Here is a 17446-nt window from a genome sequence, read left to right as displayed (position 1 = left end):
ATTGTTATGAAAAAATCAGCTATTAAGGATTATAGTAGTTTTTTAGGTCATCTAGATTTGTCGGAATATCTCCTCCCATGCAGTGGTCGTTATAATAAGGATGGTTGATTGGAAAGCATATCCACTGTTGAAGATGAATTAGCGCATCCAATTTTTTTATTAACACATAAAAAAATATTGGATCGTCGATATAAATACGCGAATAAGCCCCTTTGTAGTCTATTGTTTGATGCCATCTTTCAAAGCCCCTTTTAATCTCATATTTTTTAGAGGCTACAAAAGGCAGTGAGAAAAAATAAATCGTAAACGCATCAAGCTGTTCGTGGGTTATCTGAGCATAGCGATCATCATTAACAAAAGAATTAAACCCTTGGTAATGAATTTTTCCGTCCGGGTATATTGTGATGAAATAGTTAGGCTCCTGCTTTATCCCAATATTTTTCAATTCAAAAACAGGTGCGGGGTTAGTGTCCGCCAAGCTGTTTTGGCATAAAAACAAGGTAATACTAAGCAGAATTAAGATGACAAAATGGTAAGTTGGTGCTGAGGGTATATTTGCCGTTCTTGTAAAAAACCAGTTCCATTTAACTAATTGGCTTTTTTGTTCATCGGTTACAGTTGTCATCTTTTGCTCCTGTTAGGGTAAGTTTAAAGTGAGTGTCATGGTTCCATGTAGTTTTTAAGACCCTGTAGGTCGTCCGGTATGTTAAATACATTGGCACTACAATCATCTTGCTTATTTTTGGCGCAAAGCAATGGTTTTAGATTGGCATATTTGCGCATTCGGTTTATTAAAAACTCAAAAAAAATAGTATCTTGAATAGTAATGCTAATGAATTTATCTTTATAGGCGATATAAACACGCCAAGGTACACTTGCACTGTCTTTTGCCCGCTCCAGTTTTTTTGATGACTCGAAGGGCAGCGACAAAAATACATTCACCAGTTCATTCAACTGTTCGGATGTCATTTGGGCATAACGGTCTTCAGCTTTAGTGGCAGGATTAAGATGGCCAAAATCAGTTTCGTTACGGTGAAAATGGACTTTTCCGTCTGGGTATATTTTGATGACGGAAGTAGGTTTCCCCCCATATGTATGCGTCAATTCAAAAACAGGTGCGGGATTAGTGTCCGCCAAGCTGTTTTGGCATAAAAACAAGGTGATGCTAAGAAAAATTAAGATTACAAAATGGTAAGTTGGCGCTAAGGGCGCATGTTGATTCAGGCCTTTCATGGGGCAGTACCTTTGGGCAGCATTAAGGTTAGGAGGGCAAGCGGCTGGTTTTTCATTTTGTTTCATCGTCGCCAGTTCAGTTGTTGGCGGTAAAATCAACGATGAATTTTAGTGGATGTTCTCTTAATTCCAGAAAATATTAGCATTTAACATGAGTTGATTATATGCCGCTGTTCCAACGAAAGCGTGGCTTTTACTTAAGACAGTCATGCGCTGAAATTCGGCATTTGTGCCGTTTCACAATTGCCGATATTTTGCCGTGTTGCAACCGCCACCGTGTTACTTTCAACCCGATTTTCTCTGGCATTCAAAAACTTAGTTTATTTATTTGCGACGCTCTGGTCTTTTGTATAATTATCCATGCCTGCCTTAAGATTATAAGGGAACCCAAGACAAGTCAATATAAATTACTGATATTGGTATTTTTGCGGATGAATCGGCTGATTTTTCAACCAAAAAGGAATGACTTAGGCGACGAAACAGAAAAGTAACCACTTAAATAGTTACCGAACAATACAAAAATCAGCACTTGCTTGAGAAGATATTAGGCGTTTTGGTTATTAATCATGGCAATCGCATTATTTGTCGCCCTTGGCGAATGATAAAATAACGGGGTTGCAGGGGCGAATAAGCGGTTGATGTCGCCCGTCAGAAATCCTATTTTCAAAAATAAAATACTATACCAAACCCATACAAACGGATGATAATTAAAGGCGGGGGCACTTACTGAAGGAGGTTAAAAAGACGTAACCGTGCTGAGCCAGTCGCCCCGCTGCCGCCCAGCAGCACATCGGTCTGTGCGCCGCCATAGACGATGTCATTATCGGAGTAAGTGAGGCTAGCCGCATTAGGGCCGGCGATAATGTAATCGTGGCCTGTGCCGCCCTTAATTTGGTCGTTGCCGTAGAGGGCGTTGACATAATTGCTGTTGGAGTCGTTGCTTGCGCCGTCACCCGTACCGATGATGTCGCTGTAGTCGGTGCCCCTGAAAGAATCTTTATTGGTGCCCCCGCCAAACTCCACGCCCCTGGGTGCGGGTACTCCGGGCACGATCACGCCGGAAAAGTTCTTATAATCGGAACCGTTCATGTTTATAAAGGTGGCGCTGGTCGGAAACACCAGTTTTACGCGTTCCGAGCTGGGGGAGTCGGCCGCGGCCTTGTATTCGTGGGTGTTGGGGTCAAGCATTAACAGGCGGTAAGTCCCACCCGCCGACAGTTGCAAGCCGTAAGATTTGTCCGCACTGAAGTAATCGTGGCCGCCGTCAAAGGTGGGCTTGAACTCGCCGGACACCACCGTGCCGTCGATTTTGATCTGGTTGTTGCCTTCGTGGTCGGTGATGGTGTCGGTGCCGTCGCCTGTGGCGTAAATGTAGGTGTCGTTGCCGACACCGCCGACAAGGGTGTCGTTGCCTTTGCCCCCAGTCAGCTCATTGTCGGCTTTGTTACCCGTCAAGGTGTCGTCGCCGCTGCCGCCGATGGCGTTTTCGATCCAGTTGTTTTCTTGGCCGGCCACTTGGTAGGCGATGGCAATATAAGCCTTATTGCGGTCGCCCGTGCCAATGGAGCTGAACTCGCCGGGGGTAAGGTTGATGAAGACGCTTTCGGTTTGGTTGTCAGCATCAAACGTATCCGTGCCGCCCGCATCCCATAATGCCTGGACATCGGGGTTGTCGGCATCATTGGAAAAAACGTAGTTATCGTCAGTATAGTGGGCGCCCGCATTGACACCATACATCGTTTGTATGGCGAGGATGTCATAAAGCATGGGGGCGGAAGGGTACCATTGTTCGCCGCCTTGGGTAATATGGAGCGAAGCGTGGCCGTTCCCGACTTTTCCGTCCATCACGTTGTAGGACATGGTGGTGTGGAGTTCGTCTTCAGAGTATGGATTATTATTTGGATGATCTAAGCCCAAAGCGTGGCCTATCTCATGCAGGATAGTTTGATAACCATCCTGTCCTGGATTTGTTAACGTCTGGTTAGTAATGCCCGGATCGTGGGTTGTGTTTAGCCACATATCGCCAAACCGGGTGCCACCTGCTGTATTAGTCCATATTGGCTGGGTTGCGGCATAAAAATATCTCTGCTCTTCTGCACTCCATTTAAAGGAGGCTCCAGCCACTGTAATGGCTGCGCTTGAGTTATTAACTCCTTTATCTTCAAAAGTAATATTAGCGACCGATTCCCATGCCAATAAAGCCTTAAAAAATGCCTGTTGCTGTGCAGGGTTGAGTGCTTCAACCGTATTTTGATCAATTACATCGTTTAAGAAACCTGTTGCTGTAGGATCGGTTAGATAGTAATTTGGAAGCGTTGAAAAAAAGCTAAACGAAATGGTTAAAGGCTGGCCAAACCCACCATTCCATGTTGTTGAGTTCAAATTTAATGAAGACACAATTTTTTTTGTGCTTCGAGTTGTTCTTTAGAAAGCATAAATATTTACCCCTCAATAATGATAGAAAATAGCGATTACTTGTAGAAAATTGTTAACTAAATATAGATATTTTAAATACTGTTCTTAATTTTTATACTTCACCCCTTTGTTAATGCAAAGTGAAGGTTCGTTGACTCCCCAACGCCCTGCTTTTGTAGCCCGGATAATGTCACTTTTTAAATTCGGAAAAGGAAAATTATCGAATACAGTGGCTTCTTGGCTGCCTTGACGAAAACGAATGGCTGAATATGTCGTTAAGTAATGTGACCGAACAATATCAGGAAGCCATACCCGCTCATCTGCCTCCATAAAATGGGCATCCTGAAATTTTTTGATCAGTGCCTTTAAAGTTGCCTTATCCATTTGATATTCGCGTTTACCCGGTACTTTAATTTTATGGAACCCTTGGTAATCGACACGTCCGTTTTCAAATATTTTTATGATATAGGAAAAACCACATTGGTCAGCTATTGGTACTTCAGTTATTGGTAATGGGTAGGGCGGCAAACCGACCGATAGCGTTATGATCGGAAGGTCTGCGGATAAAGCGGCGGCTGAATTGCTGCCGATAACAACCATAAACAGTAAAAACCCTATTTTTTTAAATATGCTGTCGACCATAGCTTTTATTTCCGGTAGATGATTTGGGCAGTATTTACCCATTCGTACTCACAAATCCGATGGGTTTGCTGACGTTCGTGGATAAAAACCCCTAACAAATAGGGGCGTTGCAGATAATGGGCTATCCCGAGCGAACCCCGTTGTTGAAAATCTAAATTATTAAAAAACCCATCGAAATAGTATTTGTTGTTGTAACCAAAAACCGTGATCGGGAACGCCAAGCTGGGAAATTGGTACATCGTCGGCCAGTCTAATGCGTCCTGATCTGCGAATATCCGCTTCATCCGCTCTTCGTCGATATGTTGCAGCAGATAATCGACTATGTACACGCCCCGGTTATTTTTGATGACGACATCACCGGCAATCCCATCGTTGTCCATATCCAGTTGCACTTGATAGCGGACAAAAGGCGTTTTTTGGTTGGCGACGATGTCTTTGTTGATGGCCTCCAAGGTATTTGATGGAAATTCTATAAGGCCATGTCCAAACAAGCTGCTTTGTCGTCCCCAAGCCTCATCCCATTTTTTGGAAAATTTCTCAAAAAGATATTGATCCTGAAAGCGTTCAAAGCTCAGCGTTTTATATTGGACGCGCTGTATTTCCTCTGCGGTGAGCGGCACGGGCTTAAGGTCGGCAAAACCTTTAAGCAGCGGCTCGCTCACTCGGCCTTGAGTTGGGTCATTGTTGAGAAATTCGGTGGCGTTCAGCCGTTGCAGATAGGCTTCGCAGACTTCCGTGCCTTGGCCTTGGGTCAGTTTAAAAAGGGGTTTAGGCAGGTTCTCAGCGCGTGCGGCAAATCCTATGAAAACCAATAAAACAGAAATGCCTTTAATTAAAATTAAAGGGTTAAGTGTTTTTTTGTGTTCGTTTTGCCGGGCGGTAGCAAAAAATAAGGGGTTCAGGTGCTTCATGGAGCCGTACCTTTGGGCAGCATTAAAATTAGGAGGGCAAGCGGCTGGTTTTTCATTTTGTTTCCTCGTTGCACGTTCTGTTGTTGGCGGTCAAATCAACTATGAATTTGGGGGATGTTATCTTAATGCCAGAAAATATTAGCATTTAACATGAGTTGATTACATGCCATTGTTCCTACAAAAATGTGGCTTTGATCTAAGCCAATCGTGCGTTGAAAATCGACATTTTGTGCCGTTTCACAATTGCCGATATTTTGCCGTGCTGCAACCGCCACCGCGTTACTTTCAACCCGATTTTCTCTGGCATTCAAAAACTTAGTTTATTTATCCGCAACATTCTGGTCTTTTGTATAATTGTCCATGCCTGCCTTAAGATTATAAGGCAATCCAAGTCAATATAAATTACTGATATTGGTATTTTTGCGGACGGTTCGGCTGATTTTTTAACCAAAATGGATGATTTAGGCGGCTAAACAGAAAAGTAACCACTTAACTATTTACCGCACAATACAGAAATTAGCGCAAAAAACGGCACTTGCTTGAGAGGATATTAGGTATTTTGGTTGTTAATCATGGCAACCGCATTATTTTTCGCCCTTGGCGAATGGGAAAATAACAGGGTGGTAGGGACGGATAAGCGGCTGATTCCGCCCATCAGAAATCCTATTTTCAAAAAATCAAATGCCATAGTAAACCCATACAAACGGACGGCAATTGAAGGCGGGGCTATCAGATCAAGTCAGGCGTTAAAAGGTGCATACGCTTAGGTCATCATGCAATGGCTAAAGACCATTGCACTCCGCTCGGCCAGTCTTTGTGTGGCTTAATGCGTAACGGCATTTACTCTAACCCTCCAAGTGCGCCGCCTAGCGGCATAGGGAAGCGGTTAAACCGCCCGCCTTTAACAGGGCGTTTTGCCAAGGCGCAGAAAAAGGCAGCGGCAAAAACCTGCCGCTGCCGGAAACAGTTATTTAAATTTAACCATTTCTTTGCCGTCGCTAGAAAAATGGCAAATACCGGCGGCGAAGTTGGCACACGCTTCCGATTGCTCAACCGTCGCCCCGGTTGGGGTCAAATGGATTTTCAGTTCGCAGTAACTGGCTTCGCTTTCAGAATGTTTCTTTAAGACCAATTCATTATCAGCCACTTGCTTGGCGACGCCTGTCACATGGGCGGCACAGGCATGGCCGCCTGCTTCATCGGCGTTGGGCTCAAAATCGACATCGGCGCTGACGGTCACTTCATCATTCATGTTTGTGATTTTTAAATGATGGATATGGTTGCCGTCACGCAACAAGTAATGGTCGGTAGCCGCCGCTACACTGCCGGAAAACACCAATGCCATTGCCAGAAACAAACTTTTTTTCATGATATGTCCTCTTTATTGTTAGGGGGTTAATAGATAAAGCATGATGGCAAACCAGCAACCGCTTGCAAGCAATTGTCCCCAGTCTGACCCAACATAACTCATGACATTGTACCTTACTGCCTGCGCTTACCCAAAAGTGATAACAGGCAAAAAGGCTTTTACCCAAGGCAAAACCATACGCCACAAGCCGCCAATTTATGCCCTGCACCTTAAAGCAATGGGCTTGGCACTAACGATAATATTCTGCCATCTTCCCAATACGCTTTATAATGGGAAGTATTTACATCAAACAACTGGGGCGCATACCCACGCTATGACTCATTTTACCAACACGCTTTCGCCACGATTGGCACAGTTGCACACAAACGGCCTGGAAAACCTGCTGTGCGGCGGCCTTAAGGGCATAGAAAAAGAAAGCCTGCGCATTGCGCGTAACGGCATTATCGCCCATACTCCGCACCCTTACGCGTTAGGGTCGGCGCTAACCCATCCACATATCACCACCGATTATTCCGAAGCGCTGATCGAACTGATTACGCCGCCGTTTGCCGACATTCAAGATACGCTGGCCTACTTGCAAAGCGTCCACCAGTTTGTCTATGCGCATTTGGACCAGGAGATATTGCTGGGCACCAGTATGCCTTGCGGTATCAGCGGCGATGCCAGCATCCCCATTGCCGAATATGGCACCTCTAATGTCGGGCGCATGAAGCATATTTACCGCCACGGTTTATGGCACCGTTACGGGCGCACTATGCAGGCGATTGCCGGCATCCATTTTAACTATTCCGTCCCCGAAGCCTTATGGCCGGTATTGCATCACCAAGAAAACAGCCCGTTAAGCTTGGCCGACTTTATCGCCACGGCGTATTTTGGCCTGATCCGCAATTTTCAGCGTATCGGCTGGCTGGTCTTGTACTTATTCGGCGCGTCTCCGGCCATTTGCAAAAGCTTCTTTAACAGCCGCCCGGAATTGATGGCGCAGTTTGCGCAGTTTGACGGCCATACCCTCTACCATCCTTATGCCACGTCTTTGCGCATGAGCGATATTGGTTATAAGAGTAAAAACCAAGCCAACTTAAAGATTGACTATAACTCCCTGTCCGGCTACGTCGATAGCCTCAGCCAAGCGATCAACACGCCCTACCCGGATTACGAAGCCATCGGCACGGTGGTGGACGGCGAATATCAGCAATTGAACACGCATATCCTGCAAATCGAAAATGAGTTTTACAGCACTATGCGCCCGAAACAAATCGCCCAATCCTGCGAAAAGCCGACCGTGGCCTTAAAACGCCGAGGGGTACGCTATGTGGAAATGCGCTCCTTAGATTTGGACATCTTCCAGCCGCTGGGCATAGCAACCGACACCGCGCACTTTGTCGAAGCCTTGCTGCTGACCTGCCTGCTGACTGATAGCCCGCCGATGACTGAACAAGACCACCAGACCAATAACGCCAACCAACTGGCGGTCGCCCATGCTGGGCGCAAACCGGGGCTGGAATTGGCCAGAAACGGCGGCAGTATTTTATTGACCGATTGGGCGCAAGAAATCCTCACCGCCATGCAGCCGATTTGCGCCACGTTAGATGCCAATAATCCGCAAGGGCCGTATTCTAAGGCCCTGCAAACCCAACAAGCGAAAGTCGCCGACCCTGACCTGACCGCTTCCGCACGGTTGCTGGCGACCATGCGCGAACGCTCGCAAGCTTTTGCCGGATTTGCCATTGCCAAATCGGCCGAACATGCGCAATACTTTCACGACCTGCCCTTAGACGAGACTGCCAACCAAGCGTTTCTTGACTTAGCGGCACAATCGCACAGCAAACAGCAGGCCATCGAAAACCAGCCGCAACTGCCTTTTGATGAATTCCTGCACCGCTACTTTACCCAAACTTGTTCCTAGCCTATGAACACTGCCGAAATTAACGAACTGCAAAACCAACTCCACCAAAAAAGCCCACGCATCATCCTCAAAAAAGCCCTGGCGGCCTTTGATAACATCGCCATTTCCTTTAGCGGCGCTGAAGATGTGGTATTGATCGACATGGCCTTAACCATCCGCAAAGACATTAAGGTCTTTTGCCTGGATACCGGACGTTTGCACCCTGAAACCTACCGTTTCTTAGAAAAAGTCCGCAAACATTACCAAATTGACATTGATGTCCTTACCCCAGACCGTGTCCTGTTGGATGAATTCGTCAAACGCAAAGGCCTGTTCAGCTTTTATGAAGACGGCCATCACGAATGCTGTGCCATCCGTAAGGTAGAACCGTTGGCCCGCAAACTGGCGGGCTTGGATGCTTGGATCACTGGCCAACGCAAAGACCAAAGTGCCGACACCCGCCAGCATATCCCCGAAGTGGAACTGGACAAGACTTTTTCCGGTGAAGACCATGCCTTAATTAAATTTAATCCGCTGCTGAATTGGAGTTCGGCACAAGTGTGGGATTATATCGAAGCCTACCAAGTGCCGTTTAACGAACTGCACGAGCGCGGCTTTATCAGTATCGGCTGCGAACCCTGTACTAAAACAGTGCTGCCTAACCAACACGAACGCGCCGGACGCTGGTGGTGGGAAGCCGAAACCAAAAAAGAATGCGGCCTACATGCGGGCAATTTAAAGGGCAAGTTTTAGCCATTCCTTAAAGAATAGTATGCCATAACACAGACAACGGCTAGGCGGCATTGGCCTTGGAGCGCGGGCATTTTACCCGCTCTTTGGGGCTACCGCTTAGCCGCCGGGCAATTTACCCCCTAAAACCACCATGCCTTGGACATTTGCCCATCCAGCAGCCGTGCTGGCCATCCGCCCCTTACTATCGGCCCGCTTATCGCTTGCGGCCTTAATGGTCGGCAGCATCACCCCCGATGTCGGCTACTATCTGTCCCTATTCAAAATGGCGACTTTCGCGCATACCCTGCCCGGCGTTATCACGGTATGCTTACCCATTGGTTTGCTGTTATTGCTGCTTATTCAGCGGCTATGGTTGCCTATTGCCTATCTTTTGCCGCAACCGCACAGGCAGGCCTTGTCGGTATTGCCGATAAGGTCTTTCGCCGCGCCGTTGGCGGTCGGCCTATCCCTGCTAATCGGGGCATTGACCCATATTGTTTGGGATTCTTTCACCCATCACTCCGGCTGGGCGGTCAACCATATCGCTATGCTGCAATACCCCGTCACGTTAGCCGCTGGCCACAACACGCCGCTGTTCCATATCTTGCAACATACCAGCACATTGCTGGGCATTTTATACTGCGGCTGGGTTTATCGGGCGTGGCTATGGCGGCAAACACCCACCCCTACAGCCAATGGCTCAAATGAGTGCTGGCGCTATCTCCTGTTGGTAAGCCTTGGGCTATTGGCCTTAGCCATCGCAACGGCTTTGGTTTATAGCGCATCACTCAGCGGCACAGCAGGCTTTACTATTGATGAGGCGTTGGTTTTTCGGCTGATACTGACGGCAACGACGACGCTACTGGTATTGTTAGTGGCCGCATCACAACTCATAGCGCGAAAACGCCGTTAATAGAGACAGGTTCTAATGAAGGCAGTGCAGCATATCGGCAACACCAAGGAAGGGGGAAATCTGCGGGCATAAAAAAACCGGCTAAAAGCCGGTCTTTTTTAAAGTATCATGGTGCCCAGGGACAGAATCGAACTGTCGACACAAGGATTTTCAATCCTTTGCTCTACCGACTGAGCTACCTAGGCGTGATATTCGGTAAACAACCCCAAAAAAGGAATTGCCATTTTTTTACAGTATGGTGCCCAGGGACAGAATCGAACTGTCGACACAAGGATTTTCAATCCTTTGCTCTACCGACTGAGCTACCTAGGCCAAGCTGCAAAAAACGCCTATTAAACCGTATAAGCGGCATTTCGTCAAGCATTAGTTGTAAATTTTATTTAACAACGGATAACGCTTCCGGTTGTCTGGCCGCTTCTTGCTTATTTTGTTCCGATAACAGCGTACCCGTCACCAGAAACGCCAAGACCAGCAAATAGGCCACCGAGGCGACATAACGGGCTTTTTTACTTTGTTGATAATCATTCATAACGCGGCCTATTTATCTTGTTTATGGATAGTATTCAGTCTGGCGGGCAGAATTTCGTCGGTGTCTTTGGGCTGTTTGGTGAGCATTTTGGCAAACAACAGGCCAATCTCAAACAACATCCACATCGGCACGGCCAACATGGTTTGGGAAATGGCATCGGGTGGGGTTAAAAACATCGCGATGACGAACACCCCAACAATCACATAAGGGCGTTTCTCCGCCAAATCCGCCGCCGACACAAAGCCCGTCCACACCAAGACAATGGTAAAGATAGGGATTTCAAAACACACCCCAAAAGCAAAAAACAGCGCTAAGACAAAATCCAGATACTTGGCAATATCGGTCATGACCGTCACCCCTGCGGGGGCGGCGGCAGTCAGGAAACCGAACACCAAAGGGAAAACCAGAAAATAGGCAAAGGCCACGCCGATATAAAACAGCAAGGTGCTAGCGACCAATAAAGGCAAAACCAAGCGTTTCTCGTGCCGATACAGACCAGGGGCGACGAAAGCCCAAAACTGGTACAAAATCACTGGCACGGAGACAAAAACCGCGACAACAAAAGCCAATTTAAACGGGGTTAAAAACGGCGAGGCCACATCAATAGCAATCATGCTGCTATTTTGCGGCAAATGCTTAAGCAAAGGCCCGGCGAGAATGCTGTAAATGTCGTTGGCATACGCCGCCAAACCGCCGAACACTAACAGTACGCATAAGATCACCTTTAACAGGCGGTCACGCAATTCTATCAAATGGCTGATAAACGGCTGCGGCTGCGCCGGGTCTTCAAAATCAAGCTTGTTCATTATCGTGTGGCTTAGTAGGCTCATCGTGGTGTAAGGTATCCAGCGACGCTTTTGCCGTCTGCGTGACCCCGTTCAGCTCGTCCTGAATAGTTTTCAGCTCCTGCAAGGCAACCTGCTCTTGGAACAACTGGCGCATTTCTTCGGCTTGCAGTTCGGCACTGATTTCCGCCTTCACATTGGCGACCATAGCGCGGGTTTTACCCAACCAAAAGCCCGCCAACCGCGCCACTTTCGGCAAGCGTTCAGGACCTATCACCAACAACGCGACCAAAGCGACCATGCACAGCTCGGAAAAACCGACTTCAAACATAACTCTTAAGCCTGGTCATTTTTTTTGGTGGTCACTTCGCCTTCGATGGTGTCGCTTTCGCCAGCGGCGGTCTTGCCATCCGCCTCACCCTCTTTCATGGCACTTTTAAAGCCCTTAATCGCCCCGCCTAAATCCGCGCCGAGATTGCGCAGCCGCTTAGTGCCAAAAACGACAATGACAATCGCCAATACAACTAAAAGATGTGGAATACTAAAGCCCATGCTTGCCTCTGTTTAACGTGATGTAGGGTTGGGTTAAGGGGTACGCCGGGCCTTTTCTTCCAGACCGGACAAACCAAAACGCCGCTGGAGTTCGGCCAGGACATCGTCAGGATGCAGGCCTTGCGCCGCCAGCAACACCAAGCAATGAAACCACAAATCGGCGGTTTCATAAATAATCTGTTGCTTATCGCCATTTTTTGCCGCAATGACCGTTTCGGTAGCTTCTTCACCAATTTTTTTCAGAATGGTGTCCAAGCCTTTTGCATACAAACTGGCGACATAGGATTTATCCGCCGTTTGCTGTTTGCGGTCTTCCAAAACTTGGGCGAGTTGGGTTAGGGTGTTATTCATGCTATTTAAGGTAGGTTAATGCCAAATCAATCCGTCAAATGAGCCGTGTGCGGAGCCAAGACAAAGCGTTATTTATAAATCTCATCAGGATGCTTCAGTACAGGCTCCACCGCTTGCCATTGCCCATCGATCAATTGCCGATAAAAACAGCTCTCGCGTCCGGTGTGACAGGCGATACCGCCTTCTTGTTCGATTTCCAGCAAAATAACGTCCTCATCACAATCTAACTGGATGCTGATGACTTTTTGCCGATGCCCTGATTCTTCGCCCTTACGCCATAAACGGTTGCGCGAGCGCGACCAGTAGACGGCATAGCCATCTTGTACGGTTAAGGCCAAGGATTCGCGGTTCATCCACGCGAACATCACCACCCTACCGCTCCCCGTTTGCTGGGCGACGACAGGAATTAAGCCCTCTGGTGTCCAGCGGATTTCATCTAGCCAATTCATGCTGCATATACTCGCGTAAAAGTTGGTTAATACGGTGTTGAAAGGGGTTTAGATGCACTAGAAAACACCGGGGCGACAGCAACCGTTTGCCCATTCGTGTGCCGTATCCGTAAGCCAGGCAACTCAAACGGCATTGGCGGCGCATCAGAGTAATCGATTTCCTTATCATCGCGCCTAGCCAACCTGCCCCAATCGGTTTTTGTTACCGCCATATCAGGAATAGCCATTTTATAGCCGCACTTCAATCCCACGCATCCGCAAGTGCTCTTTCGCTTGCTGGATGGTATATTCGGCGAAATGGAAAATACTGGCGGCCAAAACCGCATCCGCCTTACCGTCCAACACCCCGTCCGCGAGATGGTCTAAGCAGCCGACCCCGCCTGAGGCGATCACCGGCACGGCGACCGCGTCGCTAATGGCGCGGGTCAAGGCCAAATCAAAACCTTCGCGCGTACCGTCCCTGTCCATACTAGTCAGAAGAATCTCCCCTGCCCCATAAGCAACCATTTTTTCCGCCCAGCCGATAGCGTCTATGCCTGTGCCTTTGCGTCCGCCGTGGGTGAAAATTTCCCAGCGGCTGACTTCACCCGGCAGGCTGACTTTTTTTGCGTCAATGGCGACCACGATACACTGCGAGCCAAAACGTTCGGCGGCTTCTTGGACAAATTCGGGGCGGAACACCGCCGCGCTGTTAATACCGACTTTATCAGCCCCGGCATTGAGCATCCGGCGGATGTCGTCCAAGGTGCGGATACCGCCACCGACGGTTAACGGGATAAAGACTTCACTGGCGACTTGCTCAACCACATGGACAATCGTATCGCGGTTATCATGGGTGGCGGTAATGTCCAGAAAAGTGATTTCGTCCGCGCCTTCACGATCATAACGTCTGGCAATTTCCACCGGATCGCCCGCGTCACGGATATCAACAAATTTTACGCCCTTGACGACCCGACCGTTGTCGACATCAAGGCAAGGGATAATGCGTTTAGCTAGGCTCATGCGGCTTCTTTTACGAGAAAATGACGTTCATCTTCGCCATAAAGGCTTAGGGTAAAAATATTTTCGCGGATTTCAGGAGTGGTCGTCTCCCAAAGCAATCCGATTAATTCTTTCAATACGTTGCCCCCATAAGTCACTTCCAGTAAGGGCTGTTTTACGACCACATTAACAACAAATGAAGTGGGAATCATGCCCGGATAAGCTTCTTCAAGATAAACGGCATCCTTATCTCCGGTATCAATATAACCTTTTTCGCCACAAACCTGCGTAAAAGCTTGTAGCTGACCAATCAGCTCTGTTCTATCCATTGTAATAACCCATCGTTATGTGGTAGTAACTCAATCAAACGCTGTACATGTTTTGGATTTTGCGAGCCTTTAGGTTGATAACGGACTTGTTCATGCCATAAGCAACGCTTTTCCCCAGCGATTAAATACGCGTGGGTCTCCATAAGGATGATATTATTTTTTTTCGTCGCGTCCAGCTTATTTTTCAAACCGCTAAAAATCAGCAACCGCTTAATATCATGAATTTTAACGGCATTCCTCACACTGGCAATACTGTCCTTATCAGTATCTTTGCTGTCTTCGTCAAAAAGGTTATCCACGCCAAAATGTTGGCAAATTTTCATTTTTAACATCAATTCAACGCTATAACCCGCCAAATAGAACGCGCCATCGTACTTATTGTTATCGCAAAGGATTTTTGCCTCGCTGAGCCGCTCATAAGCCAGCGCTTTAATGAGTTGCGAATTTTTCATTTTAAAACGATTCGGCTAACTTTGCCGCTTCGGTAAAATCCAACGTCCCTTCATAAATTGCCCGGCCTGTAATCGCGCCCATAATTCCTTCATGGGCAACTTTGCCCAAGGCATGAATATCATCAATATTGGTAATGCCGCCGGAGGCAATCACGGGGATATTAATCGCCCGCGCCAATCTGGCAGTGGCTTCGACATTGACCCCTTGCATCATGCCATCGCGGGCAATGTCGGTATAAATAATCGCTTCGACCCCATCGGACTCAAAATGTTGCGCCAAATCGATGACATCATGCTTGGATAATTTCGACCAGCCGTCAATCGCCACTTTACCGTCTTTCGCATCCAAACCGACAATAATATGGCGCGGGTATTCCAAGGCGACATCACGGACAAAATGCGGCTCATTCACCGCTTTAGTGCCGATAATGACATATTCGACCCCCGCATTCAGATACGCTTCAATCGTCTCTTCACTACGGATGCCGCCGCCGATTTGGATAATCAGATCGGGATAGGCTTCGGCAATAGCATGGACAACCTCGGCATTTCGCGGCTTACCCGCAAACGCCCCATCCAAATCCACCAAATGCAGGCGCTTAGCGCCCGCCGCCACCCAACGCCCCGCCACCGCGACCGGATCATCGGAAAATACCGTATCATCCTCCATGCGTCCTTGGCGCAAACGCACACATTTTCCTTCTTTTAAATCGATAGCGGGTATTAACAGCATAACAAGCAAATCCTCAACACGGTAATAGGCACAAAGAGGCAAAAATGACGCGCCATCACGCCACTAGACATCCCAATGCAAAAAGTTTTTCAGCAACTGCAAGCCAACGGTTTGGCTTTTTTCAGGGTGGAATTGTACAGCAAAGACATTATCCTGCGCCAAGGCACAGGCAAACGCATTGGGATAGTCGCAAGTCGCCGCCACAATAGCACCATCATCAGGCTGGGCATAATAACTATGGACAAAATAAAAACGGCTGTCTTGGGCAATGCCCTGCCATAAAGCATGGGGCTGTTGCCTGACTTGATTCCAACCCATATGCGGGATTTTCAGGCGGACACCGTCAGTATCCGTTAAGCCTTCGGCAAAACGCACGACATGGCCGGAAAACACACCTAAACCGTCGGTATGGCCATTTTCGGCACTGTCCGTCAACAAGGCCTGCATCCCCAAGCAAATGCCTAACAACGGCTTGGTGTTGGCAACTTGCCGGATAACCTCGGCCAAACCTGATCCGTTCAAGGCCAGCATACAATCACGCATCGCCCCAACACCGGGAAACACCACACGGTCAGCCTGCAAAATAGCGGCGGCGGTGCTGCTGATCTGCACATCCACGCTAGGGTCGGCATGTTGTAAGGCTTTAGCAATCGAATGCAAATTGCCCATTCCGTAATCAATAACAGCAACAGAAGACATAAATAATGCTCAGTAAAAAATCAAAGAGTGCCTTTCGTGGACGGCATCATCCCCGCCATACGCTCATCGGCAGTCATCGCCATCCGCAATGCGCGGCCCATGGCTTTAAAAATGGTTTCGGCAATATGATGGGCATTAACGCCTTTCAGATTGTCAATATGCAAGGTCACCCCGGCATGGTTGACAAAGCCTTGGAAAAACTCCCGGAACAAATCGACATCAAACGAGCCGATCATGCCACGCGTAAACGTGACATTATAAAACAAGCCGGGGCGGCCAGAGAAATCGACCACCACCCGTGACAGCGCCTCATCCAAAGGGATGTACGCGTGTCCGTAGCGGTATATGCCTTTTTTGTCACCTAACGCCTTAGCGACGGCCTGCCCTAAGGTAATGCCGACATCTTCAACGGTATGGTGCGCGTCAATCTGCAAATCGCCGTGGGCGACAATATCCATATCAATCAGGCCATGCCGGGCAATTTGGTCAAGCATGTGGTCAAGGAACGGCACACCCGTGGTAAAGCTGGCCTTACCCGTGCCATCCAGATTAACGGTGATTTTGATTTGGGTTTCGAGCGTGTCGCGCTCGACGGTGGCGGTGCGTGGGGTCATGGTTATATTGTTTTTGGGTTTCAATAAATTAAATTTTTGCTTAAATGTAGATATACATTTTCAAATAAACAGAGAGACACAGAATTGCAGTTCTTTTACGGTCATAGTTTTTACCTGCCGTCCTTGCGCTCAATGCCAAGGGCATCAAGCGGAATTACTCGACCTGCAACAAAGTCACTATCAGCCCGTTTGCCAGCAGCATCTAAACGACCCGCTAAAATATCAGCCTCAATTTCCTTATCCCACTGATCAGCTAAAAATTCTTCAAGCAATTCGGAAAATTCCATAAGCTCATTGATAACTTAATATAGGTCAATTACCTGTTGTAAAGCACTCATTTACACGATCAGCAATAGATGCGGCATTGTGATATGGTGCAGCATAAGAATCGGCAAATCTCCAAGCTATCGTAGGTGCTGTCCGTACAAATATCAAAATACCAAAATGCTCTAACACAACCCCTAAATAGCTTGATCCTTGGGCATAGTAGACATTCCGATTTACTCTATACAAGGCCACGCCAAAACCATCTATTTCCGCTCCATTTCTAAGCTGTTCCACATTGTTTGCAAGCGGAAAATCTGCACCCCCAAATCGGCCTAGCAACCAATAAAGAGCGGCAGAAATTTCATCTTTCGTAAAACATCGTTTGCCTTGATTAGCCCAATTATTTCCGATATACAATCGACCATCTGCATTACGATCACTGGATATTTTTTGAATAATCAGCTTGTCATTGGAAATATACCAAAAGAAATCTCGCGCAACTCCACCTGGGCCGCGAGTTCTTGAAATGTGATGAACCATAAAAACACCCCATAATATTTAAGCCAGCTTGAACGTTTAGACATCAATCGACAAGCTCAAAACTC

General features: G+C 47.7%; 26 protein-coding genes and 2 tRNA genes. 4 read left to right on the top strand and 24 right to left on the bottom strand.

Annotation, left to right across the window (positions count from 1 at the left end):
* Positions 1–22: 22 nt before the first annotated feature.
* From AADEFJLK_RS13035 to AADEFJLK_RS13010, 6 genes are all read right to left on the bottom strand, one after another.
* Positions 23–625, bottom strand: a complete 603-nt coding sequence (locus AADEFJLK_RS13035) for a hypothetical protein (RefSeq protein ID WP_103974584.1) — start codon at positions 623–625, stop codon at positions 23–25.
* A 35-nt stretch (positions 626–660) separates the two neighbouring features.
* Positions 661–1299 (bottom strand): hypothetical protein, encoded by a 639-nt coding sequence (locus AADEFJLK_RS13030; RefSeq protein WP_146054588.1) that lies wholly within the window; start codon positions 1297–1299, stop codon positions 661–663.
* 657 nt (positions 1300–1956) lie between these two features.
* Entirely contained in the window at positions 1957–3630 is a 1674-nt protein-coding gene (locus tag AADEFJLK_RS13025) for a M10 family metallopeptidase (protein WP_103974582.1), read from the bottom strand.
* Positions 3631–3753: 123 nt separating this feature from the next.
* Complete coding sequence (locus tag AADEFJLK_RS13020; protein ID WP_103974581.1) at positions 3754–4290, bottom strand: DUF6438 domain-containing protein; 537 nt, start codon at positions 4288–4290, stop codon at positions 3754–3756.
* A 5-nt stretch (positions 4291–4295) separates the two neighbouring features.
* Positions 4296–5201 carry a hypothetical protein gene (locus AADEFJLK_RS13015; RefSeq protein ID WP_103974580.1) on the bottom strand — a complete coding sequence of 302 codons (906 nt, stop codon included), beginning with the start codon at positions 5199–5201 and terminating at the stop codon, positions 4296–4298.
* A 122-nt stretch (positions 5202–5323) separates the two neighbouring features.
* A complete protein-coding gene (locus AADEFJLK_RS13010; RefSeq protein ID WP_103974579.1) occupies positions 5324–5512 on the bottom strand; it encodes a hypothetical protein in 189 nt (62 codons plus the stop codon).
* Positions 5513–5773: 261 nt separating this feature from the next.
* Between AADEFJLK_RS13010 and AADEFJLK_RS23960 the strand changes: the two genes are divergently transcribed.
* Positions 5774–5968, top strand: a complete 195-nt coding sequence (locus AADEFJLK_RS23960) for a hypothetical protein (RefSeq protein ID WP_146054586.1) — start codon at positions 5774–5776, stop codon at positions 5966–5968.
* Between the two features lie 200 nt (positions 5969–6168).
* On the opposite strand, the gene AADEFJLK_RS13005 is transcribed toward AADEFJLK_RS23960, so the two are convergent.
* Positions 6169–6570, bottom strand: coding sequence for a hypothetical protein (locus AADEFJLK_RS13005; RefSeq protein WP_103974578.1), 402 nt, complete (start codon positions 6568–6570; stop codon positions 6169–6171).
* 313 nt (positions 6571–6883) lie between these two features.
* On the opposite strand from AADEFJLK_RS13005, the gene gshA reads away from it, so the two are divergent.
* The 3 genes from gshA (at position 6884) to AADEFJLK_RS12990 (ending at position 10100) form a co-directional block, all read left to right on the top strand.
* Positions 6884–8476 (top strand): glutamate--cysteine ligase, encoded by a 1593-nt coding sequence (gshA, locus tag AADEFJLK_RS13000; RefSeq protein WP_103974577.1) that lies wholly within the window; start codon positions 6884–6886, stop codon positions 8474–8476.
* Positions 8477–8479: 3 nt separating this feature from the next.
* Positions 8480–9208: a phosphoadenylyl-sulfate reductase gene (locus AADEFJLK_RS12995; RefSeq protein WP_088618687.1), complete on the top strand. Its 729-nt coding sequence runs from the start codon at positions 8480–8482 to the stop codon at positions 9206–9208.
* 130 nt (positions 9209–9338) lie between these two features.
* Positions 9339–10100 carry a DUF4184 family protein gene (locus AADEFJLK_RS12990; protein WP_103974576.1) on the top strand — a complete coding sequence of 254 codons (762 nt, stop codon included), beginning with the start codon at positions 9339–9341 and terminating at the stop codon, positions 10098–10100.
* A 109-nt stretch (positions 10101–10209) separates the two neighbouring features.
* On the opposite strand, the gene AADEFJLK_RS12985 is transcribed toward AADEFJLK_RS12990, so the two are convergent.
* The 17 genes from AADEFJLK_RS12985 to AADEFJLK_RS12920 all read right to left on the bottom strand — a co-directional run bounded on the left by AADEFJLK_RS12985 (position 10210) and on the right by AADEFJLK_RS12920 (position 17381).
* Positions 10210–10285, bottom strand: a tRNA-Phe gene (locus AADEFJLK_RS12985).
* 51 nt (positions 10286–10336) lie between these two features.
* Positions 10337–10412, bottom strand: a tRNA-Phe gene (locus AADEFJLK_RS12980).
* Between the two features lie 64 nt (positions 10413–10476).
* On the bottom strand, positions 10477–10629 hold the full coding sequence (locus tag AADEFJLK_RS24530; RefSeq protein ID WP_170065111.1) for a hypothetical protein: 153 nt from the start codon (positions 10627–10629) through the stop codon (positions 10477–10479).
* Between the two features lie 8 nt (positions 10630–10637).
* Positions 10638–11435, bottom strand: coding sequence for a twin-arginine translocase subunit TatC (gene tatC, locus AADEFJLK_RS12975; protein ID WP_088618689.1), 798 nt, complete (start codon positions 11433–11435; stop codon positions 10638–10640).
* Positions 11422–11745, bottom strand: a complete 324-nt coding sequence (gene tatB, locus AADEFJLK_RS12970) for a Sec-independent protein translocase protein TatB (protein ID WP_103974575.1) — start codon at positions 11743–11745, stop codon at positions 11422–11424. The genes tatC and tatB overlap by 14 nt, the downstream gene beginning before the upstream one ends.
* A gap of 5 nt (positions 11746–11750) precedes the next feature.
* On the bottom strand, positions 11751–11966 hold the full coding sequence (tatA, locus tag AADEFJLK_RS12965) for a Sec-independent protein translocase subunit TatA (protein ID WP_103974574.1): 216 nt from the start codon (positions 11964–11966) through the stop codon (positions 11751–11753).
* A 33-nt stretch (positions 11967–11999) separates the two neighbouring features.
* Positions 12000–12317: a phosphoribosyl-ATP diphosphatase gene (locus tag AADEFJLK_RS12960; protein ID WP_088618692.1), complete on the bottom strand. Its 318-nt coding sequence runs from the start codon at positions 12315–12317 to the stop codon at positions 12000–12002.
* A 68-nt stretch (positions 12318–12385) separates the two neighbouring features.
* On the bottom strand, positions 12386–12766 hold the full coding sequence (gene hisI, locus AADEFJLK_RS12955) for a phosphoribosyl-AMP cyclohydrolase (RefSeq protein WP_103974573.1): 381 nt from the start codon (positions 12764–12766) through the stop codon (positions 12386–12388).
* Between the two features lie 26 nt (positions 12767–12792).
* The gene (locus AADEFJLK_RS23955) at positions 12793–12993 is read right to left on the bottom strand and encodes a hypothetical protein (protein WP_088618694.1); all 201 of its coding nucleotides are present in this window, start codon (positions 12991–12993) and stop codon (positions 12793–12795) included.
* Position 12994: 1 nt separating this feature from the next.
* Positions 12995–13768 (bottom strand): imidazole glycerol phosphate synthase subunit HisF, encoded by a 774-nt coding sequence (gene hisF, locus AADEFJLK_RS12950; RefSeq protein WP_103974572.1) that lies wholly within the window; start codon positions 13766–13768, stop codon positions 12995–12997.
* A complete protein-coding gene (locus tag AADEFJLK_RS12945; RefSeq protein ID WP_103974571.1) occupies positions 13765–14076 on the bottom strand; it encodes a hypothetical protein in 312 nt (103 codons plus the stop codon). The genes hisF and AADEFJLK_RS12945 overlap by 4 nt, the downstream gene beginning before the upstream one ends.
* Positions 14058–14528, bottom strand: coding sequence for a hypothetical protein (locus tag AADEFJLK_RS12940; RefSeq protein WP_103974570.1), 471 nt, complete (start codon positions 14526–14528; stop codon positions 14058–14060). Before AADEFJLK_RS12940 ends, AADEFJLK_RS12945 begins: the two co-directional genes overlap by 19 nt.
* 1 nt (position 14529) lies before the next feature.
* Positions 14530–15261, bottom strand: coding sequence for a 1-(5-phosphoribosyl)-5-[(5-phosphoribosylamino)methylideneamino]imidazole-4-carboxamide isomerase (hisA, locus tag AADEFJLK_RS12935; RefSeq protein ID WP_088618698.1), 732 nt, complete (start codon positions 15259–15261; stop codon positions 14530–14532).
* Positions 15262–15324: 63 nt separating this feature from the next.
* Positions 15325–15960 carry an imidazole glycerol phosphate synthase subunit HisH gene (hisH, locus tag AADEFJLK_RS12930; protein ID WP_103974569.1) on the bottom strand — a complete coding sequence of 212 codons (636 nt, stop codon included), beginning with the start codon at positions 15958–15960 and terminating at the stop codon, positions 15325–15327.
* Positions 15961–15980: 20 nt separating this feature from the next.
* Positions 15981–16574 carry an imidazoleglycerol-phosphate dehydratase HisB gene (gene hisB, locus AADEFJLK_RS12925; protein WP_088618700.1) on the bottom strand — a complete coding sequence of 198 codons (594 nt, stop codon included), beginning with the start codon at positions 16572–16574 and terminating at the stop codon, positions 15981–15983.
* A 110-nt stretch (positions 16575–16684) separates the two neighbouring features.
* Complete coding sequence (locus AADEFJLK_RS24525; protein WP_170065110.1) at positions 16685–16861, bottom strand: hypothetical protein; 177 nt, start codon at positions 16859–16861, stop codon at positions 16685–16687.
* 25 nt (positions 16862–16886) lie between these two features.
* Complete coding sequence (locus tag AADEFJLK_RS12920; protein WP_103974568.1) at positions 16887–17381, bottom strand: hypothetical protein; 495 nt, start codon at positions 17379–17381, stop codon at positions 16887–16889.
* Positions 17382–17446: the final 65 nt, after the last annotated feature.

The organism is Methylovulum psychrotolerans, assembly GCF_002923755.1.
GTDB classification, from domain to species: Bacteria; Pseudomonadota; Gammaproteobacteria; order Methylococcales; family Methylomonadaceae; genus Methylovulum; species Methylovulum psychrotolerans.
This window is presented reverse-complemented; position numbering and strand designations above follow the sequence as displayed.